This is a genomic window from Pseudomonas koreensis (genome assembly GCF_036668835.1).
GTDB classification, from domain to species: Bacteria; Pseudomonadota; Gammaproteobacteria; order Pseudomonadales; family Pseudomonadaceae; genus Aquipseudomonas; species Aquipseudomonas koreensis_I.
In genome coordinates this window covers 164468-181902 of the sequence record NZ_JAZEVW010000008.1, presented here as the reverse complement: position 1 = coordinate 181902, position 17435 = coordinate 164468, and the positions used below count along the sequence as shown (strand labels likewise).

Sequence of the window (17435 nt, the reverse complement as noted above, 5' to 3'; positions counted from 1 at the left end):
TGATGAAGTTAGCCATTGTTACGGCTTGCCCGAACGGCATGGTCACCAGTGTGCTGTGCGCACGTTTGCTTGATGCCGCAGCGCAGCGTCAGGGCTGGAGCACCAGCGTCGAAGTGATCGATCCGGCGCACCCGGAGCGCGAGTTGTCGGCGGTGACCATCGAAGCGGCAGAGTGGGTTTTGCTGGTCACTACCGGCCCGGTCGACATGAGTCGTTTTGTCGGCAAGCGGGTGTTCCAGATCGCCCCGGCGCAGGCGTTGCAGGATGTCGAAGCGGTGCTGCGCCGTGGTGCTGAAGAGGCTGAGGTCTATGTCGCCAGCGAAGCAGTACCGGCGGCAGACACGTCGCGTGCGCCGCGCATTGTTGCGATCACCGCATGCCCGACCGGCGTTGCTCACACCTTCATGGCGGCCGAAGCATTGCAGCAGACGGCCAAGCGTCTGGGCTATGAGCTGCAGGTCGAAACCCAAGGCTCGGTGGGCGCGAAAACCCCGTTGAGCGCAGCGGCGATTGCCGACGCCGACGTGGTCCTGCTGGCGGCGGACATCGACGTCGCCACCGAGCGTTTCGCTGGCAAGAAGATCTATCGCTGCGGCACCGGCATCGCCTTGAAGCAGTCCGAAGCCACGCTGAAAAAAGCCTTGGCCGAAGGGGTTGTCGAAAGCGCGGCGGGCGAGGGCAACGTCCCGGCCAAGTCAGAGAAAACCGGCGTCTATAAACACTTGCTGACCGGTGTCTCGTACATGCTGCCGATGGTCGTGGCCGGCGGTTTGCTGATCGCCCTGTCGTTCGTCTTCGGCATTACCGCGTTCAAGGAAGAGGGCACGCTGGCGGCGGCGCTGATGCAGATCGGCGGCGAGACCGCGTTCAAATTGATGGTGCCGCTGCTGGCTGGCTACATCGCTTACTCGATTGCCGACCGTCCGGGCCTGGCGCCGGGGATGATCGGTGGTTTGCTGGCGGGCACGTTGGGCGCCGGGTTTATCGGCGGGATAATCGCCGGTTTCATTGCCGGTTACGCGGCGAAAGCGATCAGCCGTTATGTCGCGTTGCCGCAGAGTCTGGAGGCGCTGAAACCGATTCTGATCATTCCGCTGTTCGCCAGTCTGATCACCGGTCTGGTGATGATTTACGTGGTCGGCAAACCGGTCGCCGGCATGCTCGCGGCGCTGACGCAGTTCCTCGACAGCATGGGCACCACCAACGCGATTCTGCTCGGTGTGCTGCTCGGCGCAATGATGTGCGTCGACCTCGGCGGGCCGATCAACAAAGCCGCGTATGCGTTTTCGGTGGGGCTGCTGGCCTCGCAGAGTTACGCCCCGATGGCTGCGACCATGGCCGCCGGCATGGTGCCGCCGATCGGTCTGGGCATCGCCACGTTCATCGCTCGGCGCAAGTTCGCCCAGAGCGAACGCGAGGCAGGCAAAGCGGCCTTCGTGCTCGGCCTGTGCTTTATCTCCGAAGGGGCAATCCCGTTTGCCGCGAAAGACCCGTTGCGGGTGATCCCGGCGGCCATCGCCGGCGGCGCACTGACCGGCGCGTTGTCGATGTACTTCGGCTGCAAACTGATGGCGCCGCACGGTGGCTTGTTCGTGCTGGCGATCCCGAATGCGATCAATCATGCGCTGCTGTATCTGCTGGCGATTGTCGCCGGGAGTCTGGTGACGGCGGTGGTGTATGCGCTGCTCAAGCGGCCTGAAGTGGTTGAGCTGGCGCTGGAGCCGGCCAAGGCTTAGCTGACACCGAAAAACCTGTGGGAGCGAGCCTGCTCGCGAAAGCGGAGTGTCAGATGACGAGGTTATAGCTGACAGGACGCCTTCGCGAGCCGGCTCGCTCCCACCGGGACCTGTGTTGTCATTCCGGGTTCATGAACCCATGCTTAAGTTTTCCCTTTTGCAGGGAGAACACCATGAGCGATTTCAACCTCGGCCGCCGTCGTGTCATGCAAGCGGTCGGCGCCGGACTGTTGCTGCCGGGGCTGGCGCCGGCGGTGATTGCTTCGGTCAAGGATCGTCCACAACTCACCGATGGCGTGCAATCGGGCGACCTGCTCGGCGACCGCGCGATGATCTGGAGCCGCAGCGATCGTCCGGCACGCATGGTGGTCGAGTGGGACACCCGCAGCCTGTTCGGCAATCCGCGCAAGTTCGTCTCGCCACTGGCCGATACCCGCAGCGATTTCACCGCCCGTGTCGAGCTGACCGGGCTGCTCGCCGATCAGGCGATTTTCTATCGCGTGTACTTCGAGGATGCCCAGACCGGCGTCGCCAGCGAACCGTGGTTCGGCCACCTGCGCAGCGTCCCCACGGCTAAACGCGACATCCGTTTTGTCTGGAGCGGCGACACCGTCGGCCAGGGTTTCGGCATCAACCCGGACATTGGCGGCATGCGCATCTACGAAGCCATGCGCCTGCGCCTGCCGGACTTCTTTATCCACAGCGGCGACACCATCTACGCCGACGGCCCGGTGCCGGCGCAACTGACCACCGAAAGCGGCCGCATCTGGCGCAACCTCACCACCGAGGCCAAGAGTAAGGTCGCGCAGACCCTCGACGACTATCGCGGTAACTATCGCTACAACCTGATGGACGAAAACATCCGCCGCTTCAACGCCGAAGTGCCGCAGATCTGGCAGTGGGACGATCACGAAGTAGTCAACAACTGGTCGCCGGGCAAACAACTCGATGAGCGCTATCAGGAAAAAAGTATCCACACCCTGGTCGGCCGCGCGCGCCAGGCGTGGCTGGAATATGCGCCGATGCGCTTGCAAGCGGCCGATGGCGGTGGGCGGATTTATCGCAAGCTGAGCTATGGGCCGATGCTCGATGTGTTCGTGCTGGACATGCGCAGTTACCGCGAGGCCAACGACGACAATCTGGGTGCGGCGAAACCGTTTCTCGGGCGTGAGCAACTGGACTGGCTCAAACGCGAACTCAAGGATTCGAAGGCGCAGTGGAAAGTCATCGCTGCCGACATGCCCATCGGGCTCGGTGTGCCGGACGGCGAGGTCAGCCCTGGCGTTGCACGCTGGGAAGCCGTGGCCAATGGCGATCCCGGCCCGGCGCAAGGCCGGGAGCTGGAGATCGCCGAACTACTCGGCTTCCTGCGCGCACAGCAGGTGCGCAATTTCGTGTTTTTGACGGCCGATGTGCATTACTGCGCCGCGCATCACTATCACCCGGATCGGGCGGCGTTTCAGGATTTCGAATCGTTCTGGGAATTTGTTGCGGGGCCGTTGAATGCCGGGAGTTTCGGGCCTAATCCGCTGGATAAAACCTTCGGGCCAGAGGTGGTTTTCGAGAAAGCCCCCGCCGCGCAGAACACCTCGCCGTTTGCCGGGTTTCAGTTTTTTGGCGAGGTGAATATCGAAGGGCAGAGCGGCGAGATGAGCGTGGTGTTGCGGGATCTGGATGGCATCGCTGTTTTCGAGCAGAAACTGCAACCGGTCTGAACACCGCGTCCCCTGTGGGAGCGAGCTTGCTCGCGAAAGCGGACTTACGGCCAACACCGATGTTGACTGTAAATCGTCTTCGCGAGCAGGCTCGCTCCCACAGGGATATGAGTTGGATCAGTAAACGTCGCGGCGGTAGCGGCCCTGTTCGATCAGGCGTTCGACTTCGGCGCTGCCGAGGATATCGATGAGTGCCTGATCCACGCCTGAGGCCATCCCCTGAAGGCTGCCGCAGACGTAAATCACCGCACCCTCCGCCAGCCATTGCTTCAGCTCTTGCGCCGACTCACGCAAGCGATCCTGCACATAAACCTTCTCGGCCTGATCCCGGGAAAACGCCAGATCGAGGCGCGCCAGATCACCGTTGATCAACCACTCTTCCAGCTCGGCGCGGCAGAGGAAATCGTGCTCGCGATTGCGCTCGCCAAACAGCAGCCACTGGCGTTGCTGGCCGTCGGCAATCCGAGCCTTGAGCAAACTGCGCAACCCGGCGATGCCGGTGCCGTTGCCCAGCAGAATCATCGGCACGGGTTCGTTGGGCAAGTGGAAACCACTGTTGCGGCGCACGCGCAGGCTGATGCTGCCGCCCACTGGCGCGTGTTCGGTCAGCCAGCCGGAGCCGATGCCGAGAGTGCCGTCGGTATGCTGTTCCTGACGCACGATCAGTTCCAGCACGCCGTCGGCGGCGATCGAGGCGATCGAGTATTCGCGCATGGCCAGCGGCACCATGGCGTCGACCAGTGATTGCGCATGCAGGCCGACCAGATGCGCGCGGTGTTCCGGCAATTGGCGCGAGGCCAGTGCCACTTCCAACGGCTCGCTGAGGCCGTTGATCTTCACGGTGGTCTCGCCACGAATGCCGAGGCCGTCGAGGAAATGTTCAATCGCCCACGGGCAATTGCGCGGCAGCACTTCGACCAGATCACCGGCCAGCCAGCTGCTGGTGTCGGGGGCTTTGAGGCCGAGTAGATAGACCGGCGCGCCGCTGCTGTCGGGGTTCATCAGTTCACGCTTGACCAGCGTCCAGTTGGCGTAGCTCGGTGCTTGCCAGGTGTCGGTCGGTGCCTGCCCGGTGAGTTGGCCCAGTTGTGTCTGCCAGTGGCGCAGCGCATACGGGTCACCGCTGTCGACTTCGACGGGCGCGAACAAGGTCTTGCCGCCGTGCTCGCCCAGCCACTGATGCAGGCGTTTGGCAAAGCCGCAGAAGTGTGCGTACTGGCGGTCGCCGAGGCCCAGCACCGCGTAGTTCAGACTGTCGAGGGTCGCGGCCTGACTCAGCACCTTGCGCTCGAAACCGCGCGCGCTGTCCGGCGCTTCGCCGTCGCCGAAAGTACTGACGACGAACAGGGCATTGCTCGAGGCGCGCAGATCCTGCTCACTGACATTGGCCAGCGGCTGCACGTTGACCGGCAGTCCGGCAGCTTGCAATTGCCCGGCGGTCTGCCAGGCCAGTTGTTCGGCAAAACCGCTCTGGCTGGCGAAACCGACCAGCCACGCCGAGGCGTCGCCGGCCGGTTGCTCTAGCCCTTTGCGTGCATCCTTGATCTGTTTTTTCTTGCGTCGACGGTCGAGGTACAGCAGCCAGCCGGTAATGAAAAACAGCGGCATGCACACCGCCGCAACGGTCACGATGATGCGCCCGACGAGGCCGAAATAGCTGCCGACGTGCAGCGCATAAATGCTGGTCAGCAGTTGTGCCTTGAAGCTTTTGTCGGCGTAGCGGTCGACGCGTTTGACCTGCCCGGTGGCCGGGTCGAGGGTGATCTGGTTCAGCGCACGATCATGCGGCGAGCTGTCGAGCAGATAGAACACCGTCGCCGGTTGGCCGGCCACGGGCGGCATGCGAATGTTGTAGGCGGACAGGCCTGGGCCGGCGGCGCTGTAGATGCTGCTCCACATCGCCGCGTAGTCGGCGGTCGGCGCCGGGCCTTCGGGCGCCGGACCACGACCGCCGCGCACGCGCTCGTTTTGCGGGGCGTCGGAAAGCAGGCGGGTCAGGCCTTTGTTGTACCACTCGTAGGACCACGACAACCCGGTCAGCGCCAGCAGCAGGTACACCAACAAACACCATGTGCCGGCCACCGAATGCAGGTCCCAGTTGAACGCCCGACCTTTTTTCTTCCAGTCCAGGGTCAGCCACACGCGCCAGCTGTTCCACTGCCGCGGCCAGCGCAGGTACAAACCGGACAGGCAGAAAAACAGCAGCATCAAGGTGCAGGCGCCGGTGATGTTGCGCCCGGTATCGCCCATCGCGAGGAAGCGGTGCAGTTGCAGCATCAGGCCGAAGAAATCCTGGCCGACGGCATCACCCTTGAACTCGGCGTTGTAGGGATCGAAGTAGCGCATCTCGCCGCGACGCTCGCCTTTGGGCGGTGTGAAGTACACCCGTGCCGCGTTGCCACTGTCGGTTTCGACCCAAAGCATGGCGACTTTCTTGCCGGATGCGCCTTCGATGCGCTCCACCAGTTCGACCGGCGGCAGCACCCCGGCGACCTGTTTTTCCACTTGCAGGACGGATGGATTCAGCGCCCGCAGGATTTCGTCCTGAAACGAATAGGCCGCCCCGGTGATGCCCATCAAGGCCAGCACCAGCCCCGCGGTGATGCCAAAAAACCAGTGCAACTGGAACAGGGTTTTCTTCAACACGTCACTCGCCGTCCGTTCGAAAGTTGTCATCACGGCGCGCATTATGCCGTGGGTTGTCGTGAAGCGTTTTTCGTAACACGCAAAAGCCCCGTTCAATTGAATGAACGGGGCCTGATCCGTTTCGCAGATCTCATGTGGGAGCGAGCTTGCTCGCGAAGGCGTCGTGTCAGTCAGCATCGACTTCACTGAGCCACCGCTTTCGCGAGCAAGCTCGCTCCCACAGGTTTTCACATCGGTCAGAAGTGGAAGTTGGTGCTCAACAGCGCCGTACGGCCCGCCGCCTGATTGGCGAAGTGGGTCGAGAAAGCTTTGTCGTAATAGGTTTCGTCGGTCAGGTTCTGCACGTTGAGTTGCAGGTCGACGTTCTTGGTCAGCTTGTAGGCGGCCATCGCGTCGTAACGTACATAGGAATCGACCATCGTGGTGTTGGCAACACTGCCGTAGACGTCGTCGACATAGAACGCGCCACCGCCGATCGTCAGCTTCGGCGTGACCTGGTAAGTGGTCCACAGGCTGGCGCTGTTTTTCGGCGTGTTCGGCAAGTCGTTGCCGTCGTTGGCGCGGCCCAGCGGGCCGCCGTCAACCTGTTCGCTGTCCATGAAGGCGTAACCGGCAAACACCTGCCACTTGTCGGTGAGCTTGCCGCTGGCCGACAGCTCGAAACCTTGTACGCGGGTCTTGCCGGCGTTTTCGTACGAGCTGGTATCGACTTGCACGCGGGCGTTTTCTTTCTCGGTGCGGAAGATGTCAGCGGTCAGCGACAGGCGATCGTTGAGCAGATCCCACTTGGTGCCGATCTCGTAGTTCTTGGTGGTTTCCGGCTCCATGTCGCTGCTCAGCAGGTTGCCGCTGCGATCCGGCGTGCCGCCCAGCGGGTTGCCTTCCTGGCCTTCGCCCAGGGTGTTGCCCGGCGGGGTGGCCGAGGTGGCGTAGGACGCGTAAATGCTGCCGTTTTCCGCCGGCTTGTAGACCACGCCGAACTGGCCGGTGACGAACTCGCTGGTGTCATCGCCCTTGGAGGTGGTGCGACCGGCTGCGTTGTAGGTCTTGTAATCGGTGTCGAAGTGGTCGTAACGCAGGCCCATGTTGACCAACCACTGCTCGGACAGCTCCAGGGTGTCGAACACGTACAGCGCGTAAGTGTCGGCCTGGGTGTCGGTGCCGGCGTAGTTGCGCGAGATCGCGCCGTTCCACGGATCGTTCGGATTCGGATTCGACAGCGAGGTGCAGTTGTAACCGCTGGCGGCGCCGATCAGCCCCGGGTTGCAGTTGGTGGTTACGGCGCTGGTGCGCGGCGTGGTGTCGGTGTTGACGTTGTACGAGGATTTCTCGCTCTGCTCACGGGTGTATTCGACCCCGGTGGAGAAACTGTTCTTGAAACCGGCCACGTAGAAGGTGCCGAACAGGTCGGTCTGGTTGGTGGTGGTTTCGGTGTTGCTCACTCGCGTATTCGCTCGACGCCAGACGCTGCCATTGTTGACGTTGCCCTTGCTGTCGTCCGGCTGGGTCAGGATGTAATCCTGCATGCTGGTGCCGTGGCGCAGGGTGTTCTTGATGGTCAGCGCGTCGTTCAGGTCATGCTCGATGGCGAAGGTCGCGGTGTCGGTGCGGCCCTTGCGGAAGTCGCGGTCCAGACCATAGAAATTGTCGTGATCGCCACCGGCGTACGGCTTGTCCGGATTGGACTTGGTGCGCGCGGCCGAACCACCGGCTGGAATGGTGTACGGGATGCCCGAATCCGGCGTGTCGTTGCTTTCCAGATGGTAGTAATCGAGGTTGACGCGGGTGTCGGTGCCCAGGCCAAACGCCAGCGACGGCGCGATGCCCCAACGGTCGTAATCGACCTTGTCACGACCGGCGACGTTGCTCTCGTGGCTCATCAGGTTCAAACGGCCGGCAGCGCTGTCGCTGAACTGATAGTTGCCGTCGAGGGTGTAGCGCTGGGTCTGGTCGGAGCCGTAGGTGAAACCGCCATCGAACGAATTGCCCAGATGGGCTTTCTTGCTCACCAGGTTGATGCTGCCGCCCGCCGCGCCACGACCGCCGATCGCGGAGTTTGGGCCCTTGCTGACTTCGATGTTCTCGACAGCGAATATCTCGCGGCTCTGCGAACCGGTGTCACGCACGCCGTCCAGGTAGGTGTCGCCCTGTGCATCGAAACCACGGATGAACGGACGGTCGCCCTGCGGGTTACCACCTTCACCGGCGCCAAAAGTGATGCCCGGCACGGTGCGCAACGCGTCCTGCATGTTCAGCGCGCCGGTGTCTTTGAGCACCTGTTGCGGAATGACAGTGACCGAGCGCGGCGTATCGACCAGCGGCGCGGTGTACTTGGGTGAGGAGGCCTTCTCGACCTGATAGGACGTCGAGTCCTGGGCTTCGCCAGTGATGGCGGTAGCGTCCAGGGCGATGGCATTACCGGAGGCTTTGCTCTCGGTCTTTTCGGCGGCGAACACCATCTGGCCTGCGGAGCCGGCGGTGATTGCCACACCGATTGCAGAGGCAAGCAGACGTGGTGAACTGACCGGTAATTGTGCGTGTTGACGTGCCATTTTTATTCCCCTCCCCAAGGATTTGAGGCGGCGGAATATAGGGTAAACAGGTATTTGTATCAATTGCGAAAAATTACTATTCGCGACAAATTTACATTCTTTACAATTTAACCTTACGGATTTTGCCAGTTCATTCGTCTGTCACGTTTTACATGGGCAATAAGAATCAATACCATTGCCGCCTCTTTGCCATCAGGTGACATCGCCATGCTGCTGCACATTCCCGGTCTGTTCGCCAAAGAAGAGGTGCAGCGCATTCGCCAGGCGTTGGAGCAGGCCGACTGGGCCGATGGCAAGATCACCGCAGGCTTTCAATCGGCCAAGGCCAAGCACAACCTGCAACTGCCCGAAGGCCACCCGCTGGCCAAGGAAATCGGCGCGGCGATGCTCGAACGGCTGTGGAAAACCCCGCTGTTCATGTCGGCCGCGCTGCCGCACAAGGTCTTCCCTCCGTTAGTGAACTGTTACACGGCGGGCGGCAGCTTCGACTTCCACATCGACAACGCCGTGCGCCAGCCCAAGGGCAGCATCGAGCGCGTGCGCACCGATCTGTCGGCCACGCTGTTTTTCAGCGAGCCGGACGATTACGACGGCGGCGAGCTGGAGATTCAGGACACCTACGGCACGCAACGGGTGAAATTGCCGGCCGGCGACATGGTGTTGTATCCGGGCACCAGTCTGCACAAGGTCAACGCGGTTACTCGCGGCGCGCGTTACGCTGCGTTCTTCTGGACGCAAAGCCTGGTGCGCGAAGACAGCCAACGCGCATTGCTGTTCGAGATGGACGGCGCGATTCAGCAACTGACGCATGATGTTCCCGACCATCCTTCGCTGATCCGCCTCACCGGCACGTATCACAACCTGCTGCGTCGCTGGGTCGAGGTATGAGCTTCCAGCTGCGCCGCGAGGAAGTGCTCGACGTTGCTGATCTGGCAGCGATGCTTGAAGAAAGCCCGAGCCGTGCTGCACAGGCGATTCTGCTGGCGGCGGGTGAGGGGGAAGTTGAAGCGCAGGCGTTGCTCGGGCAGATTTTGCTCGATGGCCGAGGCATCGCCCAGGATCGACCGCTGGCACTGCGCTGGTTCGGCATCGCCGCCGGGCGCGGGCACCTGATGGCGCGTAACATGCTCGGGCGGTGTCATGAGCATGGTTGGGGGTGTATAGCTGATGCGTCGGTGGCGGCGCAGCATTATCGGATCGCCGCTGAGGCCGGGCTGGATTGGGCGATGTACAACCTTGCCAATCTGCTGGCGACCGGGCGCGGCCTGGCTGTGGACCAGCCGCAAGCTTTGGCGCTTTATCGTCAGGCCGCTGAGTCGGGGCACGCCAAGTCGATGAACCTGCTCGGTCGGTATCTTGAAGAGGGACGCCATTGTCGCGCGGACCCGGTCGCAGCCTTCGATTGGTATCGCCGCTCGGCGCAGAGCGGCGACTTCCGTGGCCAGTTCAGTTATGCCAGTGTCCTGGCTGAGCGCTCACAAATTAGAGAAGCATTGGAATGGTACCGCCAGGCGATGTACGCGGGGCATGCGGTGTTTCTCCATATAGCTGCCCAGACCCTGGAAAGCGCATTACACCCAGCTATTCAAACATTGGCTCTAGAATACAAAGAACGTGCAGAACGCATGGCCGTCTAGTTAAATAAAAAGCTGCTAAAGACTTTCGAGTTGTGTGTCTGATTGTTGGTATTGTTTGTAAATGAATTGAGGGTGTGACGCACTTCTTTAAGTTTAGCTTTTGTGTTTAAGTTTGATTGGAGAGTTCAAGGCTTGTCTGCTTTAACTTTCTTGTTGATTAAACTTAACTTAAAACTGATTAAAGGAATGATCATGTCTTCTTCCAATTTATGGGGCGATGCCCTGAATAATGCCTCCTCTGAGCAGGTTATGCAGATGGCGTCGGCGGCGCCGAAGTTACTCAGCCATGCGTCGGTTTCAGAGGGGAGTGATGTCGTGCGTGACCGGGGACTTCTCCTCACCAAAAAACAGATCATTGATCTGCGTAAATATGAAGCAGCCGGTCTGGCGCTTCCCCATACCCTGAAGGATGTCGAAGATTATCTGCGTTTTGGCGCCGGGCAGAACGGTGGCCCTGGTTTGAATCCGACAGATTTCCTTTCGACCTTCCTCAGCACCCGCAACCACGCAAGACGTTGGTCGCCGTTGCGTGAACGCATCATGATGACCGGGCAAGGGCTGAAGAGCTTTGCCAGCAGCATGCTCAATTATGGCAAGGCGATTCAGGAAGTCTTGAACGATGATGATTCAGTCGCGTTCCTCAAGGCAAACAAGATTAAAACGCTCGCTCAGCTTAAAGCGCTGGAAATCGAACTGGGTGACAAGTTTCCGGATATTGCAATTGACCCTGATACGGTCGCGACGCTGGGCTATTACCTGCAACGAATATTCGAGAGGATCAATAAAAACCTGAGCGATGTGCAGGACATCAAAAAGGATCTGGATCTGTTTGGTTATGATCTGCGTGAGCATGTTCTGCCCAACATCAAACTTCGGGTCGGGCTGATTGATAGTAGTGCGTTGGCAGCGGAGATCAAAGTATTGAAAAACAATATTGATAATCGTGCTAAAGAAATTGATATAAAAAACACTGAATACAAGGCGGCGGTTCAGGAGGCATTGAAGGCTGCAGCCGGGATGAACATCGTGGGCCTGGCCATGGCTATCTACATGGGGGTAGAGGCCGAAAATATTCGTGCTGCACGCAACGAGTTGTATGCCGAACAGGAGCGGGATATCCAGGTGCTGGCGAACATGAACCAGACACTTGGTTCCCTTGCCCGCGTCAAACATGACCTGCAAAGTCTGATGATCGTGGCGATTGATGCCGACATTGCCACACAGAACCTGATGCATGTCTGGAGAAGCCTCTACCTGCACATCTCCAATTCGGTAGCTGCGATGGATCGCATCAACGACGCCTTGAGCCTGCGGATCTTTGGTGCCGATTTCGAAGAAGTCGTGCTGCCGTGGAAAGCCATCGAGACCGACTCGGACAAGCTTATCCAAGTCTTCAAAGAGGCTGATGAAGAATACGAGCGCAACTATTCGTCGAGCACGCGAACCTCGCGTGCGTTCAGGCTCAACGCAACGGTGAGCTTGAGCTATCCGCCTGTGGACGTTGCCACCCTGACATCCGCTATTGACCAAGTGCGCGAAGCTCGCACTCAGGCAGAGGTCTTGAAAACCCAACTGGGTTACCTGCCCGATCTGTTCGACCGCTTCAAGCGAATCGTGATTGGCATGGGACAATGCGAAAGCCAATTGCAGGATTCGGCACAGTCGGGTGTGAATGATCTGCAAACCAGCCAGCGACGTCTCGCCCGCAACGAGAAGGACCGGTTGAACGAAACTGATCCTGAGGTCATTGAAGAGATCGATAATGAGCGCAAGGAAATTTTGCGTTCGATTTCCTCTGCCATGACCAGGCAGGCATCTCTGGTGGGTAACGCCTTAAGCAACATTGATGCACGGTTTGATGTGCGCCTGACGCAGGCTTACATCGCCGATTTCCAGCGCGACGCGCTTTTGGCCAATGCTGAAATTGCCCAACTGGAGGGCAAACTGGTAGAGCTTGCGGCTGAACGCGAGATCATCAATGACGGGGTCACTCTTCTGGAAAAAAGTGGCATCGAGAAACTCGGCAAGGATGTTGAACTGACCATCGCCAAGATTACCGAGTTGGGTCTGGCTCCGCCGGAAATCAAACTGGTGATGGCGGCCATCGACCAACTGAAGCGAACCCTCATTGGCATTGGTGAGTCTGTGCGCTTTCTGGACATGGTCCGCGAAAGCGCAAAGCTGAAGCTGAAAATCGATGGCGTGCAGGCTGACATTGACCGCGAGAGCGCGGGTGTCCGTGATTCGCACGGCAAGGTCAATTACCTGAAGGCCATTCATACCATGGAAAACTGTCGCGCCGAATATGCTGCCAGCTTCCGTCCCGTCGTGAATGCTTTTGAGCAGATACGCTATGCGCTTGATGTCGAGCGGTTGGACGATGATGCACTCAGTGCTGCGTTGAAACAGCACGCGCCGCTGTTCATCGCTTTCCTTGGTCCGCTGTCAGTACCGCGGCGCTGATTCTTCCCGCAGGAACGCTATGCGTTTGTGAGTGAAATCAAAGTCAGAAGCGTAATTGCCGGTGGACTCGGGTCCATCGGCAATCAACTTTTGATCAGACCAAGGAGAGGCTGATGCTTGAATATCTACTGGCAGATAAGAACTTCGCTGCATTGAAGCAGTACGTGAAGTTTCTGCAGGATCTACCCCCGGCTTTGCAGGAAATGACAGATTTTAGTAAAAGTTTTGAACGACAAGGGCACACCATGCTGTCCCCACCGAATATTCAAAGCCTGAGGCAGGCGGCACAAGCCAATGAAGCGTGTTGGCTGGCGATACAGGTAGCAACACCGTTGCTTGGCAGCAATTCCGTGCGGTTGTTACGTGACGTATTTGGCTTTCTCGAAGAGTTTCAGGTCATTGTTTCAAATGCCGACAATCGTCGAGAGGCGATTGTCTCTATCGATCCACGGCAATTTTCATTGGTACGGTCGCCTGGCTGGGGCAATGCACCTGCCGGAAGCATCATCGATGTGCTGCGAGAAATAGATCGACGACTGGAGCAATATCGGGGCACGGTGTTGAATTTCAAAAACCTGGTGACCGGCCTGGCTGAATCGATCCACAGTATCTTCGTGCGTTTCATCGAGTGTTTGACGATGCCGATATGTGCCTGCGATGAACCCGTTGCCAAGATCGAAGTCTATTACGGCCTGGGTAAAATAGGATTGCCCGGTACAACTTATGTGCCGGGCCGACCGTATTCGCAGGAGGAGCGAATCGCGCTGTCCAAAGAGCATGTCGACTTTCTGTTCAGTCTGCGCCGACGCGCCGCCAGTGCGGCGAACAACCTCAGCGATTTCTGCTTTCGGATGACCTGGATGCTGGATGAAGCGAAACAGATGCTTAGAAGCCATTACCCGACGATGACGATGGCGCGGGCGAGATCTACGCTGCCGATGCTCAAGGGGCCGTTGAACGATGTGCAAAGCATGTCGGACCAACTGGTCAAAATGACCCGGCTGTAAAGCATAAAAAAGCCCATGACATGTCATGGGCTTTTCACGTTACCGGGAAGGTGCTTACACGTAGAACGACTTCAACGGCGGAAACCCATTGAACTCAACCGCGCTGTAACTGGTGGTGTAAGCACCGGTCGACAACCAGTACAGACGATCACCAATCGCCAGGTTCAGCGGCAGGCCGTACTTGTAGTTCTCGTACATGATGTCTGCGCTGTCACAGGTCGGGCCGGCGATCACAACTTCTTCCATCTCGCCTTTCTTCTCGGTCCAGATCGGGAACTTGATGGCTTCGTCCATGGTTTCGATCAGGCCGGAGAACTTGCCCACATCGGTGTACACCCAGCGCTCGACCGCAGTGCGGGATTTGCGCGCAACCAGCACCACTTCGCTGACCAGAATGCCGGCGTTGGCGATCAACGAACGGCCTGGTTCCAGAATGATTTCCGGCAGGTCATCACCGAAGTCTTCTTTAAGGAAGCGGATGATTTCTTCAGCGTAGGTTTCCAGGCTGTTGGTGCGGGTGATGTAGTTGGCCGGGAAGCCGCCGCCCATGTTGATCAGCTTGAGGTGGATGCCGTCTTCTTCTTTCAGACGCTCGAAGATCACTTTGACCTTGGCGATCGCCGCGTCCCAGACGCTGATGTCGCGCTGTTGCGAACCGACGTGGAACGAGATGCCGTAAGGCACCAGGCCGAGGTCACGGGCGAGGATCAGCAGGTCCATGGCCATGTCGGTCTGGCAGCCGAATTTACGCGACAACGGCCAGTCAGCGGTGGTCGAGCCTTCGGTGAGAATGCGCACATAGACTTTCGAGCCCGGCGCGGCCTTGGCGATGTTGCGCAGGTCGGCTTCGGAGTCGGTGGAGAACAGGCGCACGCCCTTCTCGTAGAAATAGCGGATGTCCCTGGACTTTTTGATGGTGTTGCCGTAGCTGATACGGTCGGCGCTGACGCCGCGGTCCATCACCTTGTCCAGTTCGTAGATCGAAGCGATGTCGAAGCTCGAACCTTTGTCTTTGAGCAGGTCGATGATCTCGACCGCCGGGTTGGCCTTGACCGCGTAGTAGACCTTGGCGAATTCGAAACCGGCGCGCAGGTCATCGTAGGCCTGGGCGATCATCGCGGTGTCGATCACCACGAACGGGGTTTCCTGTTTGTCGGCGAACGCCTTCATTTTGTCAAAAGTGGCGCGCGCGAAATAATCTTCGACCTTGATCGACATGCTGGAGAGCTCCTATCGGCAAACTTCATTAAACAATGGGTGCATGAACGTCCTCCGTATCCCCACTTTGGTTCGCCTACTTCCCAAGGCATGTCGCCGAAAGCAAAAAGGCCCAGGGATGTGCAGCTATCCCTTGGCCTTGCTGTCTCGTCGTCAGTACTTGAGCCGGATGGATCGTTTCCAGCATGGACGTTCGGCGCGAACTTTAGGGCGTGAGGGGGTTGAGATCAACTAAAAATGTCGCGTTTTTGCACGCTTCTGACGTGCGACGCGTTCATCACTCCTTGTAGCCGACCGAGATGACGGAAAGATGTTCCCGGCGATTTTTCGAGTGTTAAACATACCTGCACGTTCGCGGATTATGTCGGCGAAGTCGTGGGTAAGTGTGATAGCGGCAACATCGGCGACGTTGGCGGCGAGAGGAGGGGGTGAGGTGGATTTTGGCTGTTTCGCAGGTCGTTTTAGACAGGCTGCGCGGTTATGCAGTGTTGAGATTAATTTCCGCATGACGAATGAAGAAAAAAATCACCCGGATCCTGTGGGAGCGAGCTTGCTCGCGAAGGCTTTTTCACAGTCGACATCGTTGTTGACTGATCTTGCGCTTTCGCGAGCAAGCTCGCTCCCACAGGGTTTTGTGTATTTACCGATTCATCAGGCGACTACGGTCTCAGCCGGCGAGACGATGTTGGTCTTCATCCCGCGCGAACGGCCCGAACTCAGGTACGCCGCAATCGACTCCTGCGTAACCTCGCCAAGGAATACCCGCTCGGCATCCATCACCGGCAGCCAGGCGCGGTTGAACTCGTACATGCGCGACAACAGGATGCGCAGGTGCTCGTCGTATGCCGCGGTGGCGTTGAACTCACGCAAAAATTGCGCGCAGGTGCCGGTCTGGCGATGCAGGTCGCGACGGCGTACATAGCCCAGCGCCTTGTTCTCGGCGCAAGTGACGACGACGTAGCGACGGTCGTGTTCGTCCATCAATTCCAGCGCGTCGGCCACTGGCGTTTCCGGGCTCACCGAGGGGGCGTTGTCCGCCGCGTCTTCGGCTTTCACCAACAACAGGCGCTTGAGCGTGCTGTCCTGTCCGACGAAGTTGCTGACGAAATCATCCGCCGGGTGCGCGAGCAGGGTGTCCGGGTGATCGATTTGCAGGAGCTTGCCGGCGCGGAAGATTGCGATCTTGTCGCCCAGTTTGATCGCTTCGTCGATGTCATGGCTGACCATGATCACGGTCTTGTTCAGCGCGCGCTGCATCTCGAAAAACTCGTTCTGGATCATCTCGCGGTTGATCGGGTCGACCGCACCGAATGGTTCGTCCATCAGCAACAGCGGGGCATCGGCGGCCAACGCGCGGATCACACCGATACGCTGCTGCTGACCACCGGACAATTCACGCGGATAGCGATGCAGATACTGCTTGGGCTCGAGCTTGATCATGCTCATCAGTTCGCGGGCACGGTCGTGGCATTTCTGTTTGTCCCAGCCGAGCAGCTTGGGTACCACAACAATGTTCTCTTCGATGGTCATATTGGGGAACAGACCGATCTGCTGGATCACGTAGCCGATGTTGCGGCGCAGGGTCACTTCGTCGAGGTCGGTGGTGTCTTCGCCGTTGATCAGGATTTTGCCCGAGGTCGGTTTGGTCAGGCGGTTGATCATCTTCAGCGTGGTGCTTTTGCCGCAACCCGATGGCCCGAGGAACACGCAGATCTCGCCTTCATTGACGGTCAGGCTCACCGAGTCCACGGCTTTGACGTCTTTGCCGTTGCTTTGGAAAGTTTTGCTGAGGTTTTGAAGTTCGATCATTTGAGGAGTCCTTTTGGAGTCAGCGAGCGTTGCAGCCACTGCAAAACGAGGTCGGCGAAAATCGCCAGAAGACTGACCAGCAGCGCGCCAACAATCAGCATCGACATGTCGCTGCGGCTGATGGAGGCGAGGATCAACACACCGAGGCCGCCGGCGCCGATGGTCGCGGCGATAGTCATCACGCCGATGTTCATCACCACGGCGGTGCGCACGCCGGCGAGGATCACTGGCACGGCAATCGGCAATTCGACCATGCGCAGGCGCTGGCCGAAGGTCATGCCGATGCCGCGCGCAGCTTCGCGAATACCCGGCTCGACGCCAGTAAGGGCGAGGTAGGTGTTGCGCATGATCGGCAGCAGTGAGTACAGGAACACTGCGGTGATCGCCGGCAGCGGGCCGAGGCCTTGGCCGAACTTGGAATAGAACGGCAGCAACAGGCCGAACAGGGCAATCGACGGCACGGTCAGCAGCACCGTGGCGCTGGCCTGCAGCGGGCCGGCGAGGGCCGGAAAGCGCGTCATCAAAATGCCCAGCGGCACGCCGATCACGATCGCCAGGGTCACGGCGATGCCGACCAGGGTGATGTGCTGCCAGGTCAGGTGCATCACCTGTTGCCAGTCGAGATGGGAAAAGGCGTTCAGAAATTCCATGA

General features: G+C 59.2%; 11 protein-coding genes. 6 read left to right on the top strand and 5 right to left on the bottom strand.

The features are described 5' to 3' along the window. Positions 1 to 2: 2 nt before the first annotated feature. Both V6F91_RS21565 and V6F91_RS21560 read left to right on the top strand, forming a co-directional pair. The gene (locus tag V6F91_RS21565) at positions 3 to 1736 is read left to right on the top strand and encodes a PTS fructose-like transporter subunit IIB (RefSeq protein WP_332767981.1); all 1734 of its coding nucleotides are present in this window, start codon (positions 3 to 5) and stop codon (positions 1734 to 1736) included. 173 nt (positions 1737 to 1909) lie between these two features. After that, positions 1910 to 3451, top strand: coding sequence for an alkaline phosphatase D family protein (locus V6F91_RS21560; protein WP_332767979.1), 1542 nt, complete (start codon positions 1910 to 1912; stop codon positions 3449 to 3451). Between the two features lie 117 nt (positions 3452 to 3568). Here the strand turns inward: V6F91_RS21560 and V6F91_RS21555 are convergent, their stop codons facing one another. Together V6F91_RS21555 and V6F91_RS21550 are read right to left on the bottom strand one after the other, a co-directional pair. Next, positions 3569 to 6097: a sulfite reductase flavoprotein subunit alpha gene (locus V6F91_RS21555; protein WP_332768116.1), complete on the bottom strand. Its 2529-nt coding sequence runs from the start codon at positions 6095 to 6097 to the stop codon at positions 3569 to 3571. Between the two features lie 236 nt (positions 6098 to 6333). Continuing rightward, entirely contained in the window at positions 6334 to 8649 is a 2316-nt protein-coding gene (locus V6F91_RS21550; protein WP_332767977.1) for a TonB-dependent receptor, read from the bottom strand. Positions 8650 to 8856: 207 nt separating this feature from the next. On the opposite strand from V6F91_RS21550, the gene V6F91_RS21545 reads away from it, so the two are divergent. The 4 genes from V6F91_RS21545 (at position 8857) to V6F91_RS21530 (ending at position 13756) form a co-directional block, all read left to right on the top strand. Continuing rightward, positions 8857 to 9537 (top strand): Fe2+-dependent dioxygenase, encoded by a 681-nt coding sequence (locus tag V6F91_RS21545; protein ID WP_332767975.1) that lies wholly within the window; start codon positions 8857 to 8859, stop codon positions 9535 to 9537. Next, positions 9534 to 10286, top strand: a complete 753-nt coding sequence (locus V6F91_RS21540; protein WP_332767973.1) for a tetratricopeptide repeat protein — start codon at positions 9534 to 9536, stop codon at positions 10284 to 10286. The genes V6F91_RS21545 and V6F91_RS21540 overlap by 4 nt, the downstream gene beginning before the upstream one ends. A 192-nt stretch (positions 10287 to 10478) precedes the next feature. Beyond that, positions 10479 to 12749, top strand: a complete 2271-nt coding sequence (locus tag V6F91_RS21535; RefSeq protein ID WP_332767971.1) for an alpha-xenorhabdolysin family binary toxin subunit A — start codon at positions 10479 to 10481, stop codon at positions 12747 to 12749. Between the two features lie 113 nt (positions 12750 to 12862). Next, positions 12863 to 13756 (top strand): hypothetical protein, encoded by an 894-nt coding sequence (locus V6F91_RS21530; protein ID WP_332767969.1) that lies wholly within the window; start codon positions 12863 to 12865, stop codon positions 13754 to 13756. A gap of 54 nt (positions 13757 to 13810) precedes the next feature. On the opposite strand, the gene V6F91_RS21525 is transcribed toward V6F91_RS21530, so the two are convergent. The 3 genes from V6F91_RS21525 to V6F91_RS21515 all read right to left on the bottom strand — a co-directional run bounded on the left by V6F91_RS21525 (position 13811) and on the right by V6F91_RS21515 (position 17433). Further along, complete coding sequence (locus V6F91_RS21525) at positions 13811 to 14974, bottom strand: type III PLP-dependent enzyme (protein ID WP_332767967.1); 1164 nt, start codon at positions 14972 to 14974, stop codon at positions 13811 to 13813. A 651-nt stretch (positions 14975 to 15625) separates the two neighbouring features. After that, positions 15626 to 16783 (bottom strand): ABC transporter ATP-binding protein, encoded by a 1158-nt coding sequence (locus V6F91_RS21520; protein ID WP_332767965.1) that lies wholly within the window; start codon positions 16781 to 16783, stop codon positions 15626 to 15628. Further along, positions 16780 to 17433 (bottom strand): ABC transporter permease, encoded by a 654-nt coding sequence (locus V6F91_RS21515; RefSeq protein ID WP_016771731.1) that lies wholly within the window; start codon positions 17431 to 17433, stop codon positions 16780 to 16782. Before V6F91_RS21515 ends, V6F91_RS21520 begins: the two co-directional genes overlap by 4 nt. Between the last annotated feature and the right edge of the window lie 2 nt (positions 17434 to 17435).